A 15,935-nucleotide genomic window follows, 5' to 3' on the forward strand; every position below is an offset into this window, starting at 1 on the left:
GGGTCCACCAGATCGTTGATCGTTGTCAAAGCCTGCGCCTGCCAGCGCTGCCTACAATCGGGTTCACATCCGACTGAGGGAGCCAGCCATGGAGTTCAAAGTCTTCGATGACAAGTCCGGAGCGTTTGTCTTTAACGCCCCGGGCTCGCAGGAAACGTCCGACAAATTCGACCGCTTGGTGGAGGCGTTCGAAGATGGGCAGATAGATCAAAGGCGCATGGTAGCCATCTGCGAGGACATGATCCGCGATTTTCGTCTCTTGCTACGGCCGTATCACATCCTTGCCACGATCCAGTTTTCAAAAGGACGGAACGCAAAGGCGCTCGAAACTGCCGTGCGCGGGATGGCGGCTGTTCACCACATGATCCCGGACGACTTCAGCGGGCCGTTCCCTTGGCATCACGATGGGAATCGGCCTTACCTGGCGTTGTTGAAGACTATCCTGCTTTGCCATGTAGCAGACAGAAGGTACGACAAGGCTGTCGACTGGTGCACGCAGGTCCAGCGTGCGGATCCGGATGATAGCTGCGGGGTGCGCTTTATCATCGGCCATGCTTTGCTGCGGGCGGGGGAGCATGCCGAGGCGCATTCCTGGTTTGCCGAACATGGAACGGAGTACGCGCCGTATTTCTACGAACTCGGCTTGAGCCTCTTTCGTCAGGACAGGTTGGTCGAGGCTGCGACTGCATTCCGGCGCGGGATTGCAATCAATCCTTACATCGCAGAGATGATCTTCTACGGCTACCAGCCGAACCCTTATCCGGTCATGCATTTCTGGGCGAATGAGAAGCCTCCGCTGGCCAAGCTGTACCTCGGGTCCTATGGGGCACTCTGGGAGGAAGCCGTGCAGGAGCAGCGCTTTCTCTACTGGCTCTTCAACCAGTCAAGTGTTCTGGCGGAGCGGGCGAAGATGATGGCGTGCAGGGAGCAGCGTTCCATTGACTTGCGCCTGCCGCAGCCGGATGCTCAGGTTGCGCTTTATCGGGAGCTCGTTGCTGCAATTGATGATGAACTTTCCAGCGATATCGTTCGGCGCAGGCCTACCGGTGAAGGCAGCATGGAATGGCCGTGGCAAGTCTATAGCTGATTCACGTGAGCGGGCGCGTTCCGGCGCACGGGCCGGCTTGGCACAGGACGCGCCCATTTTCATCGGCAATACGCAGTTGGGCAAAGCGATTTGCGCGCAGCTTGTCCGTAAGGGTGGTTAGCAGCATTTCGGCGAGCACGTGGATGCTGTGGCTGCGCAACGCGGCTTCGTCGACCAGGAAGGTGAACTCGCTGCCGTGCATGTGAATTCGTCCCATGGGGTGGTTCAGCCAGGCCGTGGAAGGCTTGACGGTTAGGCTCTTCAGGCTTTCTGTGTACGGGCAGCCGTGGAGCTTCAATAGCTTGTGCAGGGCTGGCAGGCTGGTGTCTTCCGAGTAGAGGCCCTCGCATAAGGTGCTTGGGCTGGAGAGCCGGCTGGCAGTGCATGGGCCGTGTACGAAGCGGATGGGGAAGCCGCCGACACTTGCTTCTGTTGTCAGCTTGGTGGAAGGCCGTGGCAGTTCGGCGTTGGTGCAGGTGAGCTGCACGGCGATCGTTCCCGTTTCGAGCCTGGCGGGCCGCTGCTCGCGGTCCACGAAATTCAGGGCAAATCCTTCGCTCTCGTCCAGATGCCAGTATGGGCCGGGTTCAGTGTGGGCTGTACTGTGGAACGGTGGCAGCAGGCGGTCGCCGTTGCGGCTCATGAGTGAGACCTTGTCGATGCTGTAGATGGCCAGGCCGGACTGGCTTGGCGTGACTGGGTAGGCTTCGCTTCGGCCATCCATGCGGATGGGTGCGGCGGCCTGCGGGAACAGGTTGATGACCGGGGTGCAGCCCAGGCGCAGGCTTGTGGCGCTGGCTTGGCGAATTCGCGGGTCGCAGGATGGGAGGACGATGTGCAGCGTGATGCGCTTACATCCTGGCTGGCAGTGTGCGGATATGGCCAGCAGGTCGATGTCGATGAAGTCGAATTTCTGCGACATGTGGAAGAATTCCGTCAGCAGCCGAGTGCTTTGCTGGCCAGGGTGGCGTGGCAGGAGGGACTCTTCGATGTTGGTCCCGGCTGGGGCAAACGGCGAGTGGGGCAGCACGCGCCAACTGGAGCCGGCTTCGAGGCAAACGCATTGGCTGTGCGTCAGCATGGCGTCGAGGAGGCCGGCGCGCAGCGCTGCTTCGCCGTCCAGCCATAGCCGCAGGCTTGCCAAGGGCGGCTGGTCGAATGAGGCGCTGCTGGTTGTGGTTTCGAGGCTGATGCACAGTGCGGATGTGGCGTCGCTTGGAAGGCGCAGCGTTACTGGCAGGTCGAGTGTCGGCTGAAACTTTACGCCGGCGATGGCGATGGGGGCGATGTGGGTATCGCAAGCGGTGGCGAATTTGCTCGCACCGCAGCGCAGGATCGTTCCGCGCGGAAGGCGGATTACCGCGCTGATTTCGTTGGGGCGCGCGGCCGAGGTGTCTACCTGGACAATGCCGCATGCGGGCAACGCACACAGGTAGTGGGGCTGCAGCGTTTGCAGCAGGGCTTTGTGGAAGTCGCTGCGTCCATCTTCGATTAGTTTCTGCATGCTGGCATTGAGCAGCGCGACGGACTGCAGCAGGCGCTCCACCTCTGGATCGGTACTGGCGTTTGCCTCCAGTTCAAGGGCCGCGGCGGTGTCGGGATGGACGTCCGCAAACCGGCGCATGGCCTGGCGCAGGCGGCCCAGCTCTTGCTCGTAGTGTTGCAGGAGGGTGGTCATGTTCAGCTCTCCTTACGCAGGTTGCCGACAAGCCTCACGCCCACTTCGCGTTCGAATCGGTGCAGGCGGAAAATCCACAGGTATGCGTGCACCACCATTCGCGAAAATGCGTGCATGGCGATCGGCGCGGTGATCAGGGCGCATAGCGCGAGGCATCCGCTGGAGCGGTCGTAGTCGATGCTGGCGGTGAGGATCGGCGTGCCGGCGGCGATTGCGGCGGCCATCGACCAGCCGTCGATGCTGCTTGGTTCGATGGCGTGGCGGCCTACGTAGTTGAGCAATGCGCTGAACGAGCTGGCGGTGATGGCGCTGCCTTTCAGTTGCTCGGCCAGGCATGTTTCGAAACGGTGTCCGGTGTTCCTGTCGGTGGCGGTGCTCCAGAGCCGTACCAGTGCGAGGCTGAAGGCGCACGCGGTCATGATCGCGATCACCGTCAGCCAGGCATCAGTTGGGATGGCGTAGGCTGCGAGCACGATCACGGGCGCGGCGAACATGCAAAGGGGGACGAGGTAGATGAAGACCAGCGTGATGACGGCGATGTCCATCAGGCGCTCGGGGTTGCCGCGCTTTGCGGCGAGGCGCCAGAAGTAAAGAACGCCGCCGAGGTGTGCGGCCGTCAGGCAGAGTTGCAGGCGTATGCCTAGCGGGTTGAAGCTGATTGGCATCGCGAACAGCGATATCAGCAAGAGGGAGATGCCCCAGACAAGGGCCGACAGGTGCCAGAGGTTGGGGCCTTGCTGCGCGGCAGATTGTGGCATTTGGTCACCATTAGGCAGGGGATAAGCCTGCTAATGGTCGCACTCAAGAGTTCGGCGTTCTTTGAGATGAGACAAAGGTGCAGCGAGCTGCGTTGTGGAAAATGTCCACCATCGTTCCTGACCCCGAGGTGGACATTTTGTTAGGAAAGCATGTCGCTCCAGATGTTTTGGGCCCAGCTGTTGGCGTAGTGGCCTTCGAGCTCGGAGGGGCCGGGGCTGACGCCGCCGCTGCCGGGGACGATGAGCAGTGTTTTCTTTTCGGCGTTGTAGGCGTGCACGCTGGCGACGTGGATGACGTCTTTGTCGCTTATATAGCTGTAGCAGGTATTCGTCAGCAGCGGCGATTGCTCGGGCGCGCGGCCGCTTAGCAGGTCGACTACGGCGGCGGCGCAGACCTTGGCGTGCTGGTTGGCCATGTGGCCGGACTTGGGCATCAGTGGGGAAACCTGGATGGCGTCGCCGATCACGTGGATGTTTTTCGCTTGCGTGGATTCGAAGGTGATGAAGTCGACTTCGCACCAGCGCTTGTTCATGTTGGCCAGGCCGGTTTGCGCGGCGATGGCGCCGGCGCGGTGCGGGGGTACTACGTTCAGTACGTCGGCTTTTACTTTGTCGCCAAGTTCTGAGATGGCGGTGCGGCCGGCTACGTCCACGTCCACCGTCTTGAAGCTGGGGCGGTATTCGATGATGTTGGCGTAGCGCTCTTTCCAGACTTTCTTGAACAGCGGTCCTTTGCTGACCACGTCTTCGTTGGCGTCGAGCAGGAGGACTTTGGATTTGGGCTTGTGCTGGCTGAAGTAGTGGGCTACCTGGCATACGCGTTCGTACGGGCCGGGTGGGCAGCGGTATGGCGCGGGGGGCACGGTCATGGCGAACACGCCGCCGTCGTGCATGGCTTCGAGCTGGGCGCGCAGGGCTGTGGTTTGCGGGCCGGCTTTCCAGGCGTGCAGGATCTTGTCCTGGGCGCCTTCCACGCTCATGCCGGGCAGTTCGCTCCACAGGAATTCTATGCCGGGGCTGAGGATCAGGCGGTCGTAGCTGAGCACTTCGCCGCTTAGCAGTTTGATGGTGCGCTTCTCGGGGTCGATGCTTGAGGCGCTGTCGTGCAGGATCTTTACGCCGTGCTTGCGTTGCAGGTCGTCGTAGCTGCGGGTCAGGTCTTGCAGCTTGCGTGAGCCGCCCAGCACGAGGTTGGAGAGCGGGCAGCTGACGAAGTTGGCGTTCGGTTCGATCAGGGTGACGTCGATGCTGCCCTGGCTCCACATGCGTACATATTTGGCTGCGGTGGCGCCGCCGTAGCCGCCCCCAATCACTACTACGTGGGGTTGGGCGCGGCCGCCGATACTGGCGCAGCCGGTGGTGGCGGCGAGGATTGCGGCTGCTTGCACAAATGTTCGACGGTCCATGGTGCCTCCTTGATCAGGTTTGCATTGTCTCTTCCGCGTAGCTGATGCGGTCGCGGCCTTCGTTCTTTGATCGGTACAGGGCCAGGTCTGCGCGGTGCAGCAGGTCAGTGGCGCTGGCTTGGCTGTGCGGCTTGAAGGCAACTACGCCGAAGCTGGCGGTTACTGGCAGGCCGGTTTCGCCACCAATTTCTACCGGCTCGCTGCGAATTGCCTGGTGCAGGGCTTCGATGCGGTTGGCGCCGGCCGGCAGTGAAAGGCCTGGCAACAGTACCAGAAATTCTTCGCCGCCATAGCGGCCAACGGAGTCGTAGGTGCGCACGGTGGCGATGAGGCGGCGAGCGGTTTCCACCAGCACGGCATCGCCGGCCAGGTGGCCGTGGGTGTCGTTGATGTTCTTGAACTTGTCCAGGTCGAGCAGGACCAGTACGAAGCTTTCACCGGTGCGCTGGCTTTTGCCGATCTCGCGTTCGAGGATCTCCATCATTGCGCCGCGGTTCCAGGTGCGTGTAAGGGCGTCCTTCAACGCTCGTACCTTCAGGGCTTCCTGGGCTTCTTCCAGGGCGCGCGTGCGCTCTTGCACCATCACTTCCAGCTCGGCTTCGCGGCGTTTGTGGACCAGCAGGCGCATGCGATGGAACAGCAGGAAGCCGAGCATGACGCCGGCGGCGCACAGCACATAGAAGGGGTAGCTGCGCCACCATGGCGGTGCGATGGAGAATGCGAGTTCGGCCGGCCTGGATTGGGTGCCGCTGTCGCTGTCGACCGCTACTGCCTGGAAGCGGTAGTCGCCGGCGGGCAGCCCTGCGTAACGCATCTCGGGCTGGGCCAATTCGTTCCATTGGTCCTCCATGCCGGCCAGGCGGTAGCGGTAGTGCAGGCCCTGGCGGCCTTCGAATTGCAGGCTGGCGAGGCGGAACACCAATGGTTCGCGCGACCATGGCAATTGCACTGCGCCTGGTGCCAGCGCGGTGCTGCCGCGCCGCGCTTCTTCGATCACGACGGGGAGCGAGCCGGTGTCGAACAGGGTTTCGGGGTGCAGCAGGTGGGACAGGCCGTTGCTGGTGGTGATCCACATTGAGCCGTCCTGGTCTTCGTAAAAGCCAAGGCCGTTCAAGTCGTTCCAGGCCAGGCCGTGGGTCTGGTTCAGCATGCGCCAGCGGTCGCGGTTCCAGACCGCCATGCCGGCGCCGGTGGCGACCCAGAGCCAGCCGCGGCTGTCTTCGAATGTGGAGTAGACGCTGCGCTCGCGCAGCACTGGCGTTTCGATGCGGGTGGCGCTTGGCTTGTCTTGCGCTTTCAGCTTCCAAAGGGTGCCGCCGGCGGCAGCCCACAGATCACCATCGCGCGAACAGGTAATGCCGTCGAAGGTTGCGCGCCCCATGGTTTGGCCAAAGGGAAGTACTTTCCACGCTTTGCCGTCGTAATGCAGCACGTCGGTTACGCTCGGCAGCCAGAGGTGGCCTTGGCGGTCAATGCAGCCGGCGCCAACGGGGTTTTCGGGATGGCGGCCCGACATGCCGGGCATCTTTACCAGCTGCGGTTGCGTGCCGGCAGCTGCGTTGGCGGGGAGGACGTAGACGCCTTTCCAGGTTGTGAGCCACATCTGGTCGTTGCGGTCGGCCAGTACCTGCGTGATGAAGGGCAGCGTAGCGACCAGTTCCGTCTTGCCGCTGTCCGGCAGGTAGCGCATCAGCATGCCGGAGTAGCTGCCGGCCCATAGCCTGCCGCTGCGGTCTATGTCCATGCTGGCCCATTGCTGGCTGGCCAGCGCGGGCGGCGTGGTTGGGGTGGTGAATTTGTTGGAGCCGGGCGCCAGCATGGCGTGGCCGCTGCGGGTGCCGATATGCAGGGCGCCTTGACGGTCGCGTCTCGCGGTGATGATCACGTCGTCCGGCAAGCCTTGCTGGGCGGTCCAGTTTTCCCAGTTGCCGTAGCCCAGCCAGTGCTGCAGGCCGCGGCCGCGCGTCGCGAGCCAGGTGCCGTGGCCGCGGTCGTGCAGGATGGCTGTGACGCCCCCGGCGGCTACCAGGCCGTTCTCCTTGCCGTAGCTTTCCCAGCGGCCCTGGCGCCAGCGCAGCAGGCCGGGGTCGGCGTTGGTGAGCACGTTGCCGTTGTCGTCGATGTGCAGTTCGCTGCGCAGCATGTGCTTGCGCATCATGTCTGGCGGGGGCGTGCGGTTTTCGAAGCGGGTGGCGCCTTTGGGCAGGGTGAAGATGTGCTGGGCGCTGCGGGTCCACAGGTTACCGTCCTTGTCGATGGCGATGCTGCTCCATTCGTCACGCGGCAATCCTTCGGCCTCGCCCAGCACGCGGATGCGGCCTTCGCTGGACTGGCATAGGGATTCCTTGCATGCCATCCACAGGGTGCCTTTGCTGTCGGTGTATATGCTGCGGACTTCCTGCAGTTCGGGGTGGGCCTTGAGCGTGGCCGGGTCGAAGTAGTGGCGGATGCTGGTGCTGTCGCCTTTTACGGCGACAACGAGCACGCGGCCTTCACTTGCCAGCAGCAGGTCGCCGTTGGCCCCCTCGGCCATCGGCTGAAAGGGCCAGACGGGGATCTTCTCGCCGTTCCACAACACTGGGACCAGGCGGTCCTGGTTCAGGCGGTAGAGGTTTTCGTGGTTGCCGATCCATAGCGCGCCGTTGCTGCCGCTATGCAGCGCGGTGACGAAAGGGTCTGTCATTCCTTGCGCAATGCCGTAGCGGCGGAAGGCGGCGCCGTTGTAGCGGTAAAGGCCATTTTCAGTGCCTGCCCAGAGGTAGCCGCTGGCGTCCTGGCTCAGTGCCGTAACGGAGAGGTTACCGAGGCCTTCGCTCTGTCCAAAGTGTTGTAAAGGGATGTGCTGTGCACTGGCGTCAAGCGTCGCCAAGGCGAGTACGGCCGACAACAGGCTTTGGATCAGGTTGAATCTCATTTCTATTTTTGTTGGGCGGCGAAATACGCTGCCATTATTTCCAATTGTTCGTCAGTGTAACCTTTGGCGAGCTGGGTCATGATGGTTGCCGGGCGTTTGCCGGTCTTGAAGTCTTTGAGCGCGGCGAGGAGCTGGTCTTTGGGCTGGCCGGCTAATGGCGGTAGCGCGTTGCCTTGGGTGGCGCCGTTGGTGCCGTGGCAGCCGGTACAGCTTGCGGTCAGGCGTGCACCGGGTTGAATGGCGTCTGCTGCCATGGCGGGGAGCGTGGCGGACAGCGCGAGCGTCACGGCGGCGATTGTCTTCATGGTCTGACTCCTGGGGTTTCTAATGGCATGCCTTGGGCGCGCAGGGCGAGGTAGGCTTCGAGGTCTACCAGGTCGGGGGCGCCGTAGGGTGGGACTTCGGCTCGTACGCCGTTCATGCAGTTGCGCAGGCGGCGTTGCAGGCTTCCTACGCCTTGCCATTCAAGGCGGTAGATGGGGTAGGCGTTGGCGTGGCCTTGCGGGATCAGGGCGCCGGCCAGGCGTTTGCCGGCATTGTTGTCGTGGCATTGGGCGCAGCTGAGGTTGAGCTGGCCGATGCGGGTGGTGAAGAGTTGCTGGCCCCGTGCTGCGGACTGCTTGGTTTCCTTGTCGGTTGCGGGGGTTAGCGGGAGGCCGCGGCTTTGCAGGGCGATGTAGGTTTCGAGGGCTAGCAGGTCGGGGGATTCGGGCTTTAGTGGGCTTGCTTGCAGTGCGCCGGTGCGGCATTGGTTGATCTGGTCGGAGAGGGTGATGACTTTGCCGGCTGATTTGCTGAAGCGGGGGAAACTTGTGGCTTTGCCGCGCATGCTGGCTTTGGCGTCGGTGTGGCAGGTGGCGCAGGATCTTCCGTTGCCGTCTGCTGGGGCGGTGCGCCAGAGCGCTTCTCCATTGGCGACCCAGAGCATGGCGGGGTTTTGGGTGTCGTCGCGTTGCATTGATTGCGTGGCGGGGGACATGTAGTCGGTGCCGGATTTGCGTTCTTTTGAAACCGGTAAACCTGGGTCAGACCCATGGGGTCTGACCCTGTCTGCGGCGAGGGTGGTGGTGCTTATCAGAGCTAGCAGGAGGACGGCGTTTCTCATGGTTGCACCTGGAGCTGCCTTTGTTCGGTTTGGGTGAAGGCGTTGTCGCCGGTCCAGGTGAATTCCAGGGGGCCGCTGGTGGTCGCCTTTACGTAGAAGGCGATGTAGGGGTTGGCGCTCATGGCGGGGTGCAGTTCGGCGCTGATGACCGCTTTGCCGTTGTAGCGGCATTCGAACTTGCGGATGATGTCGCGTGGGAGGGGCTTGCCGTCGGGGCCGGGGCGGAAGCCGGTTTCCATTGTGTGGGCGATCAGGGCGCGGATCTCGATGATCTCTCCGGGCTTGGCGGTGGCGGGCATGTGGATCAGGGCGCTGGCCATATCAGACTGCCTCCCCTTCGACGCAGGCGGCCAGGGCGACGATCACGTCGACTGTCTGCTGCCACCATTGGCCGTCGCTGGTGCGGGCGATCGCGGTGAGTGTCTGGCTGGTGGCGAGGCGGATGCGCGTGCTGATTTCGGGCTTGCCGGCTAATGGCGTCAGCTTGAAGCGGACGACGTCGGGGAGCGGGTTCTTTTCGTTGAAGATGGCGATGTCGGTGACGTGGGATTGCTCGGTCATGGGGCTGTCGACGCGCACGGTGATGGGAACTGCGTTGCCGTTGTCGATCAGTTGGGCGATGTCGATTGTTACGCGGGCGCGCTGGATGCTGGCGTTGTTGGTGTAGGCGGCGATGGCGGCTGTCATCTCGGCGGGCGTGGCCTGGGCTGGGCGGATCAGGGCCAGCAGGGGGAGTGCGGCTAGGAGTTGGCGGCGGGTGGTCATTTCTTTTCTTCGCGCAGGGTCATGAGGTAGGCGACGACGTCTTCGACTTGCTGTTCGGTGAAGAGGGGTTTGTCGCGGTGTGCAGGGGCTACGCGCGTCAGGCCGCTGGTCTTGCGGTATGAGGGCATGATGGTGCCGGGGTTGATCGCGCTGCTGTCGGCTATCCGTTGGCGGAGCTGGGCGGGGGTGTAGCGGTCGCCGACGCCGGCTAAATCAGGGGCCAGGTTGCCTTGGAAGCGTTCCTCGGGGATGGGGGCGGGGTGGCAGAGGAGGCAGAGGCCGAGTTGGCGGTTGGCGACGATGGCGCGACCGGAATCCGGGTGGCCTTGTTGGGCTTGGGCGGTGCCTACTGCCAGGGCGAGCGCTAGCAAAAACCGGTAAAGCGGTGTCAGACCCAAGGGTCTGACACCTTCTGCGCCTGGGCCGCGGGCTCGCGGCACCGTCAGGCCTTTTTCAGGCTGTGGTTCTTGAGCGGGAGGTCGCGGATGCGTTTGCCGGTGGCGGCGAAGATGGCGTTCAGGACTGCGGGGGCGGCGACTGCGATGGTTGGTTCTCCTACTCCGCCCCAGAAGCCGCCGCTTGGCATGACGACCGTTTCTACCTTTGGCATTTCGTCCATCTTCAGCACGTTGTAGGTGTCGAAGTTGGTTTGCTCGGCGGCGCCGTCCTTGATGGTGATCTCGCCGTACAGCGCGGCGCTCAGGCCGTAGACGAAGCTGCCCTCCACTTGTGCTTCGATCTGCTGTGGGTTCACTGCGTGGCCTGGGTCGGTGGCGGCGACGATGCGGTGGATCTTCAGCTTGCCCTCTTTGCTGACCGAGACTTCCGCCACTGCGGCGACGTAGCTGCCGAAGCCCATCGTCTGGGCGATGCCGCGGTAGACGCCTTTTTTCGGGGGCTTGCTCCAACCGGCCTTTTCTGCCACTGCGTTGAGCACTGCCAGGTGTTTCGGGCTGTCTTTCATCAGCTTGCGGCGCAGGGCCAGCGGGTCCTGTTTCGTGGCGTGGGCGATTTCGTCGAGGAAGCATTCGACGTAGATCGCATTCTGGTTCAAATTCACGCCGCGCCAGAAGCCTGGCGGTACGGCGGGGTTGCGCATGGCGTGGTCGATCAGCAGGTTCGGTATGGTGTAGCCGAGCGAGGCTTCGGGGCCGGGCGGGTTCAGGCCCTGGAACACTGCGGGATCCTTGCCGTCCTTGACGTTCTGCGGGAACAGGGCGGCGAGGATCGATTGGCCGGCGATGCGCATGTGCAGTGCGGTCACTTCGCCTTTTGCATCCAGGCCTGCAGTCAGCTTGCACTGTGTGACCGGGTGGTAGCGGCCGTGCTGCATGTCTTCTTCGCGGCTCCAGATCAATTTGACCGGGGTGCCGGGCATTTCCTTGGCGATCTTCACGACCTGGGTCACCCAGTCGTGCGTGGCGCCGCGGCGGCCGAAACCTCCACCAAGGTGCAGCTTGGTCACGTCGCATTTGGCCAGCGGCAGGCCGGCCGCTTCGCTGGTGGCGGCCAGGGCGGCTTCACCGTTCTGGGTCGGGGTCCAGACGTCGCAGCGCTCGGGCGTCCACACGGCGGTGGCGTTCATCACCTCCATCGTGGCGTGGTTCTGGTGCGGGTAGCTATAGACGGCTTCGATCTTGCGGTGGGCACTGGCCAAGGCGGCCTTGGCGTCGCCGTTGCTGTTGCCGACTGCTGCTTCAGGCGCGTCCAGGCCGGCCTTGATCCAGGCGGCGGTGTCCTTGCTGTTCATGCCGGCGTTGGGGCCTTTGTCCCATTCGATCGGCAGGGCCTCGAGCGCGCTGCGGGCGCGCCACCATGTGTCGGCCACCACGGCGACTGCGCTGTCGCCTACCTGCAGCACTTTCTTCACACCGGGCTTGCTGGCGATGGCGGCGGCGTCAAAGCTTTTTACCTTGCCGCCGAAGACCGGGCAGTCCTTGATGGCGGCGTTCAGCATGCCGGGCAGCTTGAAGTCCATGCCGTAGATTTGCTTGCCGGTGGTCTTGTCCACCGTGTCCAGGCGCGCCAGTCGCTTGCCGGCCAGCTTCCAGTCTTTCGGGTCTTTCAGCTTGATGTCGGCGGCGGCGGGTGCTTGCAGCTTGCCTGCGGCGTCGGCGACCTTGCCGTAGGTGAGCGTGCGGCCGGTTGCGGTGTGGGTGATCACGCTCTTGGCGGCCACGCATTCGGCGGCGGGCACGCCCCACTGCGTTGCGGCGGCTTGAACCAGCATCGTGCGGGCTGCGGCGCCGCCCTTGCGGACGTATTCGTGCGATTCGCGCACGCCGCGGCTGCCGCCGGTCGAGAAGCTGCCCCACACGCGATTGCGGGCGAGCTGGCGGCCGGGCGATGGGTATTCGGTGGTGACTTTGCTCCAGTCGCCGTCCAGTTCTTCAACCACCAATTGCGCCAGGCCGGTCAGCGTGCCCTGGCCCATTTCGGAGCGGGCGATGCGGATCACGATGGTGTCGTCCGGCTTGACGACGACCCAGGCGTTGATTTCGGGCGCGTCGGGGGCTGCAGCTGTTGGCGCCTGCTGCGCTTCCGCGAACGGGATGTGGAAGCCGAACATCAGGCCTGCGGTGGCGCCCAGCGAGCGGCCGATGAATCCACGACGGCTCATGGCGCTCATGCTTTGCTCCCTTCCACGATATCCAGGCCGGCGGTCTTCACGTCGCCGCCCTTGGCGATCACGTGGATCGCCTTGCGCACGCGGTTATAAGTTCCGCAGCGGCAGATATTGGTCATCGCGGCGTCGATATCGGCGTCGCTAGGATTCTTCTTCTGTTTCAGCAACGCGGCGGCGGCCATGATCATGCCGGACTGGCAGAAGCCGCACTGTGGCACGTCGAGCGCGGCCCAGGCTTTTTGCACAGGGTGGTTGCCGTCCAGGCCCAGGCCTTCGATGGTGACGATCTTCTGCTCGGCCGTCACGGTGGAGACAGGGCGCACACAACTGCGCGTCGGTTCGCCGTCAATGTGCACGGTGCAGGCGCCGCATTGCGCCACGCCGCAGCCGTATTTGGTGCCGGTGAGTCCCAGCTGCTCGCGGATTACCCACAACAGCGGGGTGTCTTCTTCGGCCTCGAACTCGCGTACCTGGCCATTGACGTGCAATTTCATTCCTGCCTCCGGGGGATAGGGTGGGATGTGAATTCGCGAATCTTACTCCCGTTTTAGCAACTTGTATTCGTTCGGGCAATTTTGATTTAAGTCAAAGATTTTGCTGCGTCGCATCAATACACTTTCACTTAGCAAATCTCAATGACCAAACGAAAGAGGCAGTGAAATGAAGAAAGCGATTTTGGCAGTTGTCCTGGGTGGCGTGGCTTTCGGTGCAATGGCACAGGAGACGCCTTGGCAGGTTCGCGCACGTGCCGTGCACATCAACCCTGCAGACAAGTCTGACCCGATTGCCGGCGTCGGCGCCTCCGACCGCATCGGCGTCAGCAACAAGACCATTCCGGAAGTGGACATTTCCTACTTCTTCACCCCGAATATCTCCGCCGAGCTGGTGCTGACTTATCCGCAAAAGCATGACGTGACCCTGGACGGCACCAAGATCGGCACCTTCAAGCACCTGCCACCGACCTTGCTGGCGCAATACCACTTCACCCCGTCTTCGCAATTCAGCCCTTATGTGGGCGTGGGCGTGAACTGGACCACCTTCTCCAAGAACAAGATCCTGGACGGCGCCGGCAGCCTGGAACATGACAGCCTCGGCCTGGCCCTGCAGGCTGGCGTGGACTACAAGCTGGACAAGAACTGGTCGCTCAACCTGGACATCAAGAAAGTGCAGATCCGCAGCGACGTGATGATTGCCGGCGTCAAGGTCAGCAAGGTGAAGGTTGATCCTGTGCTGCTGGGCGTGGGCGTAGGCTACCGCTTCTAATTGCTGAACAGGCCGCCCTGCACTTCCGCGCGCAGCTCCTGGGCCAGCGCGCGGCGGCGCGGGTCGGTGGCGAAGCAGCCGATATCGACTGCAACGCCTTTCGATTCAAGGTGGATCAAGTCGCCGTAGCGGGCCGGCATTTGCAGCCTCAGGAAGTAGAGTTCAAGCTGCGTCACGCTCATTTTGCCGGCCGAGACCTTTTCCACCAGCAACTTGCCGTTGGCGAGCACGATGTGTTCATAGTCCGTAGCATGGCGGGCGAAGTGGAGGAAGGCGGCCGCCACGGCGGTCATCTCCAGCACGGTGAAACAAAGCACCTGCCACATGCCGATCATCACAAAGCCTGTTGCGACCGCAAACGAGAACAGGCACATCAAGGCATACGCCATCCCCATCTGCTGGGGCGACAATGAGCAATTGCGCCGCAGAAGCCATTCCCTGCGTTCCCTGAGCGAGTCCCGGTTCATGAGACATTCTAGGCACAACTCGCTGGCAAAGGCAAAATGTCCACCTTGGGGTCAGGAAGGAATGTGGACATTTTCGTTGTAAATGTCCACATTCCTTCCTGACCCCAAGGTGGACATTTCCTCGGCACGGGGCAACATGAAGATGAAGGTGGCGCCTTCGTTGGGCTTGCTGCGCACCGTGAGGGTGCCGCCGTGGGCTTCGGCGAGCTGGCGTGAGATGTAGAGGCCCAGGCCCAATCCTGCGGGCATGCCTTCCATCTGTCCGCGTTCGAAGGGTTCGAAAATTTTCGGCAGCACTTCCTCGGGAATGCCGACACCCTGGTCGATCACTTCGATGCGGGCATTCTGGCTGTCGGCATGCAGCCGCACATCGACCGGCTTGCCGCCGCCGTAGCGCAGGGGCGTTGTTGATCAGGTTGACGATCACCTGCTCCACGCGGAATTCGTCCCAGCAGCCGGCCACGGGCTGCACGATCGACAGGCGAAGTTCGCTTTGCATGTCGGCGGCGTGGTGCGACAGGTCGCCGACAATACGCTGCAGCAGCGCTTCCAGGTCCACCCGTGCAGTGCGGATCGACAGCTTGCCGGCGCGGATGCGCGATACATCGAGCATGTCGTCGATCAGGCGCACCATGGCGTGGATCTGGCGCATGTCGCGCGCCACCATGCGTTCCAGTTTGCTCCGGCGCGAAATGTGCCATGTTGCCGCGTTCGAGCTGCAGCTTGCGCATCTGCGCTTCCAGGTAGAGGGTGTTCAAGGGCGTACGCAGTTCGTGCGCCACCATGGACATGAACTGGTCGCGCATCTCCAGCGCCCGTTGCAGCTCCTGCTGCACGGCGTTCAGTTCGCGCACCGTGGCTTCGCGCTGTGCGACGATCTGCCGCACTTCCTGCTTTTGCCGGAACAGGTCGACGAAGACGTTGACCTTGCTTTTCACCGCATCCGAATCCAGCGGCTTGTAAAGGAAGTCCACCGCGCCCGCCTCGTAGCCTTTGAAGGCGTAGTTCAACTCCTTGCCGGGCGGGCGCTTACGAATACGATGGGGATGTGGCGGGTCTTGCCGGTGCCGCGCATCAGCTCCGCTAGTTCAAAGCCGTCCATGCCGGGCATCTGCACGTCGACAATGGCCAGCGCGAATTCGTGTTCCAGCAACAGGGCAAGCGCTTCTTCGCCGGTGCGGGCCTGGTAGATCACCCGGTCGTCGGCACGCACCAGGGGCATTCAAGGCGCGCAGGTTTTCCGGCAGATCGTCTACCAGCAGGACATTGGTCGTTTCCATCAATGCGTCTCCAGCATCAACAACAATTGCTTGATCTGCTCAAGCGGCAGCACCAGGTCGGGCGTTCGGGCGTTGATCGCCTCCTGCGGCATGGTTGCAATTTCTGCTTCGTTCGGGTCTTGCACCACCGTCAGGCCGCCGGCCCTGCCAATGACCGCCATGCCCGCCGCGCCGTCTTCATTGGCTCCGGTCAGCAATATCCCAACCAGGCCGGTGCCGTAGACGTCGGCCGCCGCCTCCATGGTGATGTCGATGGCGGGGCGCGTGAAATGCAAGGGGGGCGTCGCAACTCAGCGAGAAGCTGCGGTCGTTCTCAAGCAGCAGGTGGTAACCAGCCGGTGCAAAATACAGCGTACCCGCAATCACGCTTTCCTTGTCGCCCGCTTCGCGTACAGGTAACGCGACCCTTTGCTGGAACACTTCCACCAGCTGGTTGTGGCGATCACTTCTTACATGCAGCACCACCACTATCGGCAACCGATAACCGCGCGGCAGTGCCGGCAGCAGCTGCATCAACGCATTTACTCCACCGGCCGACGCGCCGATAACCACCGCCTCCGTGGTGCGGCCTTGCACAGCCATTTCC

Annotated in this window: 19 protein-coding genes; 2 read left to right on the forward strand and 17 right to left on the reverse strand. The window is 62.8% G+C overall.

The features are described from left to right. Nucleotides 1-88 precede the first annotated feature (88 nt). Nucleotides 89-1,087 (forward strand): tetratricopeptide repeat protein, encoded by a 999-nt coding sequence (locus ACQ4MM_RS05475; protein WP_431476425.1) that lies wholly within the window; start codon nt 89-91, stop codon nt 1,085-1,087. A gap of 1 nt (nt 1,088) precedes the next feature. Here ACQ4MM_RS05475 and tssF read toward each other — a convergent pair whose 3' ends face one another. The 11 genes from tssF to ACQ4MM_RS05530 form a co-directional block, all read right to left on the reverse strand. Then, entirely contained in the window at nt 1,089-2,765 is a 1,677-nt protein-coding gene (tssF, locus tag ACQ4MM_RS05480) for a type VI secretion system baseplate subunit TssF (protein ID WP_431476426.1), read from the reverse strand. 2 nt (nt 2,766-2,767) lie between these two features. Further along, a complete protein-coding gene (locus ACQ4MM_RS05485; protein WP_431476427.1) occupies nt 2,768-3,523 on the reverse strand; it encodes a hypothetical protein in 756 nt (251 codons plus the stop codon). Nucleotides 3,524-3,663: 140 nt separating this feature from the next. After that, nucleotides 3,664-4,929 (reverse strand): NAD(P)/FAD-dependent oxidoreductase, encoded by a 1,266-nt coding sequence (locus tag ACQ4MM_RS05490; protein WP_431476428.1) that lies wholly within the window; start codon nt 4,927-4,929, stop codon nt 3,664-3,666. A gap of 13 nt (nt 4,930-4,942) precedes the next feature. Beyond that, complete coding sequence (locus ACQ4MM_RS05495; RefSeq protein WP_431476429.1) at nt 4,943-7,843, reverse strand: diguanylate cyclase; 2,901 nt, start codon at nt 7,841-7,843, stop codon at nt 4,943-4,945. A gap of 2 nt (nt 7,844-7,845) precedes the next feature. Next, nucleotides 7,846-8,148, reverse strand: a complete 303-nt coding sequence (locus ACQ4MM_RS05500) for a c-type cytochrome (RefSeq protein ID WP_431476430.1) — start codon at nt 8,146-8,148, stop codon at nt 7,846-7,848. After that, entirely contained in the window at nt 8,145-8,801 is a 657-nt protein-coding gene (gene soxA, locus ACQ4MM_RS05505) for a sulfur oxidation c-type cytochrome SoxA (protein WP_431476431.1), read from the reverse strand. Before soxA ends, ACQ4MM_RS05500 begins: the two co-directional genes overlap by 4 nt. Nucleotides 8,802-8,944: 143 nt before the next feature. Beyond that, a complete protein-coding gene (soxZ, locus tag ACQ4MM_RS05510; protein ID WP_431476432.1) occupies nt 8,945-9,268 on the reverse strand; it encodes a thiosulfate oxidation carrier complex protein SoxZ in 324 nt (107 codons plus the stop codon). 1 nt (nt 9,269) lies between these two features. Then, nucleotides 9,270-9,713 (reverse strand): SoxY-related AACIE arm protein, encoded by a 444-nt coding sequence (locus ACQ4MM_RS05515; RefSeq protein WP_431476433.1) that lies wholly within the window; start codon nt 9,711-9,713, stop codon nt 9,270-9,272. Further along, the gene (soxX, locus tag ACQ4MM_RS05520; RefSeq protein WP_431476434.1) at nt 9,710-10,111 is read right to left on the reverse strand and encodes a sulfur oxidation c-type cytochrome SoxX; all 402 of its coding nucleotides are present in this window, start codon (nt 10,109-10,111) and stop codon (nt 9,710-9,712) included. The genes ACQ4MM_RS05515 and soxX overlap by 4 nt, the downstream gene beginning before the upstream one ends. A 44-nt stretch (nt 10,112-10,155) precedes the next feature. Then, nucleotides 10,156-12,342: a molybdopterin cofactor-binding domain-containing protein gene (locus ACQ4MM_RS05525; RefSeq protein ID WP_431476435.1), complete on the reverse strand. Its 2,187-nt coding sequence runs from the start codon at nt 12,340-12,342 to the stop codon at nt 10,156-10,158. Further along, complete coding sequence (locus tag ACQ4MM_RS05530; RefSeq protein WP_431476436.1) at nt 12,339-12,833, reverse strand: (2Fe-2S)-binding protein; 495 nt, start codon at nt 12,831-12,833, stop codon at nt 12,339-12,341. Before ACQ4MM_RS05530 ends, ACQ4MM_RS05525 begins: the two co-directional genes overlap by 4 nt. Before the next feature lie 166 nt (nt 12,834-12,999). On the opposite strand from ACQ4MM_RS05530, the gene ACQ4MM_RS05535 reads away from it, so the two are divergent. Continuing rightward, nucleotides 13,000-13,602 carry an OmpW/AlkL family protein gene (locus tag ACQ4MM_RS05535; RefSeq protein WP_431476437.1) on the forward strand — a complete coding sequence of 201 codons (603 nt, stop codon included), beginning with the start codon at nt 13,000-13,002 and terminating at the stop codon, nt 13,600-13,602. Here the strand turns inward: ACQ4MM_RS05535 and ACQ4MM_RS05540 are convergent. Genes ACQ4MM_RS05540 through ACQ4MM_RS05565 form a run of 6 tightly spaced genes read right to left on the reverse strand, consistent with a single transcriptional unit; the run spans nt 13,599 to nt 15,931 of the window. Further along, nucleotides 13,599-14,069, reverse strand: coding sequence for a DUF2244 domain-containing protein (locus ACQ4MM_RS05540; protein ID WP_431476438.1), 471 nt, complete (start codon nt 14,067-14,069; stop codon nt 13,599-13,601). The genes ACQ4MM_RS05535 and ACQ4MM_RS05540 overlap by 4 nt on opposite strands. A 51-nt stretch (nt 14,070-14,120) precedes the next feature. Then, nucleotides 14,121-14,438: a sensor histidine kinase gene (locus tag ACQ4MM_RS05545; RefSeq protein ID WP_431476439.1), complete on the reverse strand. Its 318-nt coding sequence runs from the start codon at nt 14,436-14,438 to the stop codon at nt 14,121-14,123. Next, nucleotides 14,396-15,079, reverse strand: coding sequence for a histidine kinase dimerization/phospho-acceptor domain-containing protein (locus ACQ4MM_RS05550; protein WP_431476440.1), 684 nt, complete (start codon nt 15,077-15,079; stop codon nt 14,396-14,398). Before ACQ4MM_RS05550 ends, ACQ4MM_RS05545 begins: the two co-directional genes overlap by 43 nt. Beyond that, nucleotides 15,076-15,291: a response regulator gene (locus ACQ4MM_RS05555; protein ID WP_431476441.1), complete on the reverse strand. Its 216-nt coding sequence runs from the start codon at nt 15,289-15,291 to the stop codon at nt 15,076-15,078. Before ACQ4MM_RS05555 ends, ACQ4MM_RS05550 begins: the two co-directional genes overlap by 4 nt. A 57-nt stretch (nt 15,292-15,348) precedes the next feature. Further along, nucleotides 15,349-15,624, reverse strand: coding sequence for a chemotaxis protein CheB (locus ACQ4MM_RS05560; RefSeq protein ID WP_431476442.1), 276 nt, complete (start codon nt 15,622-15,624; stop codon nt 15,349-15,351). After that, nucleotides 15,527-15,931, reverse strand: coding sequence for a chemotaxis protein CheB (locus ACQ4MM_RS05565; protein ID WP_431476448.1), 405 nt, complete (start codon nt 15,929-15,931; stop codon nt 15,527-15,529). Before ACQ4MM_RS05565 ends, ACQ4MM_RS05560 begins: the two co-directional genes overlap by 98 nt. Between the last annotated feature and the right edge of the window lie 4 nt (nt 15,932-15,935).

The organism is Massilia eburnea, assembly GCF_050709955.1.
Lineage (GTDB): Bacteria > Pseudomonadota > Gammaproteobacteria > Burkholderiales > Burkholderiaceae_D > Rugamonas > Rugamonas eburnea_A.

What these genes read in the sequence shown, in the direction of transcription:
- ACQ4MM_RS05475 (WP_431476425.1), top strand. Translation starts at nt 89, where the DNA reads ATGGAGTTCAAAGTCTTCGATGACAAGTCCGGAGCGTTTGTCTTTAAC.
- tssF (WP_431476426.1), bottom strand. Translation starts at nt 2,765, where the DNA reads ATGACCACCCTCCTGCAACACTACGAGCAAGAGCTGGGCCGCCTGCGC.
- ACQ4MM_RS05485 (WP_431476427.1), bottom strand. Translation starts at nt 3,523, where the DNA reads ATGCCACAATCTGCCGCGCAGCAAGGCCCCAACCTCTGGCACCTGTCG.
- ACQ4MM_RS05490 (WP_431476428.1), bottom strand. Translation starts at nt 4,929, where the DNA reads ATGGACCGTCGAACATTTGTGCAAGCAGCCGCAATCCTCGCCGCCACC.
- ACQ4MM_RS05495 (WP_431476429.1), bottom strand. Translation starts at nt 7,843, where the DNA reads ATGAGATTCAACCTGATCCAAAGCCTGTTGTCGGCCGTACTCGCCTTG.
- ACQ4MM_RS05500 (WP_431476430.1), bottom strand. Translation starts at nt 8,148, where the DNA reads ATGAAGACAATCGCCGCCGTGACGCTCGCGCTGTCCGCCACGCTCCCC.
- soxA (WP_431476431.1), bottom strand. Translation starts at nt 8,801, where the DNA reads ATGCAACGCGACGACACCCAAAACCCCGCCATGCTCTGGGTCGCCAAT.
- soxZ (WP_431476432.1), bottom strand. Translation starts at nt 9,268, where the DNA reads ATGGCCAGCGCCCTGATCCACATGCCCGCCACCGCCAAGCCCGGAGAG.
- ACQ4MM_RS05515 (WP_431476433.1), bottom strand. Translation starts at nt 9,713, where the DNA reads ATGACCACCCGCCGCCAACTCCTAGCCGCACTCCCCCTGCTGGCCCTG.
- ACQ4MM_RS05525 (WP_431476435.1), bottom strand. Translation starts at nt 12,342, where the DNA reads ATGAGCGCCATGAGCCGTCGTGGATTCATCGGCCGCTCGCTGGGCGCC.
- ACQ4MM_RS05530 (WP_431476436.1), bottom strand. Translation starts at nt 12,833, where the DNA reads ATGAAATTGCACGTCAATGGCCAGGTACGCGAGTTCGAGGCCGAAGAA.
- ACQ4MM_RS05535 (WP_431476437.1), top strand. Translation starts at nt 13,000, where the DNA reads ATGAAGAAAGCGATTTTGGCAGTTGTCCTGGGTGGCGTGGCTTTCGGT.
- ACQ4MM_RS05540 (WP_431476438.1), bottom strand. Translation starts at nt 14,069, where the DNA reads ATGAACCGGGACTCGCTCAGGGAACGCAGGGAATGGCTTCTGCGGCGC.
- ACQ4MM_RS05555 (WP_431476441.1), bottom strand. Translation starts at nt 15,291, where the DNA reads ATGCCCCTGGTGCGTGCCGACGACCGGGTGATCTACCAGGCCCGCACC.
- ACQ4MM_RS05565 (WP_431476448.1), bottom strand. Translation starts at nt 15,931, where the DNA reads ATGGCTGTGCAAGGCCGCACCACGGAGGCGGTGGTTATCGGCGCGTCG.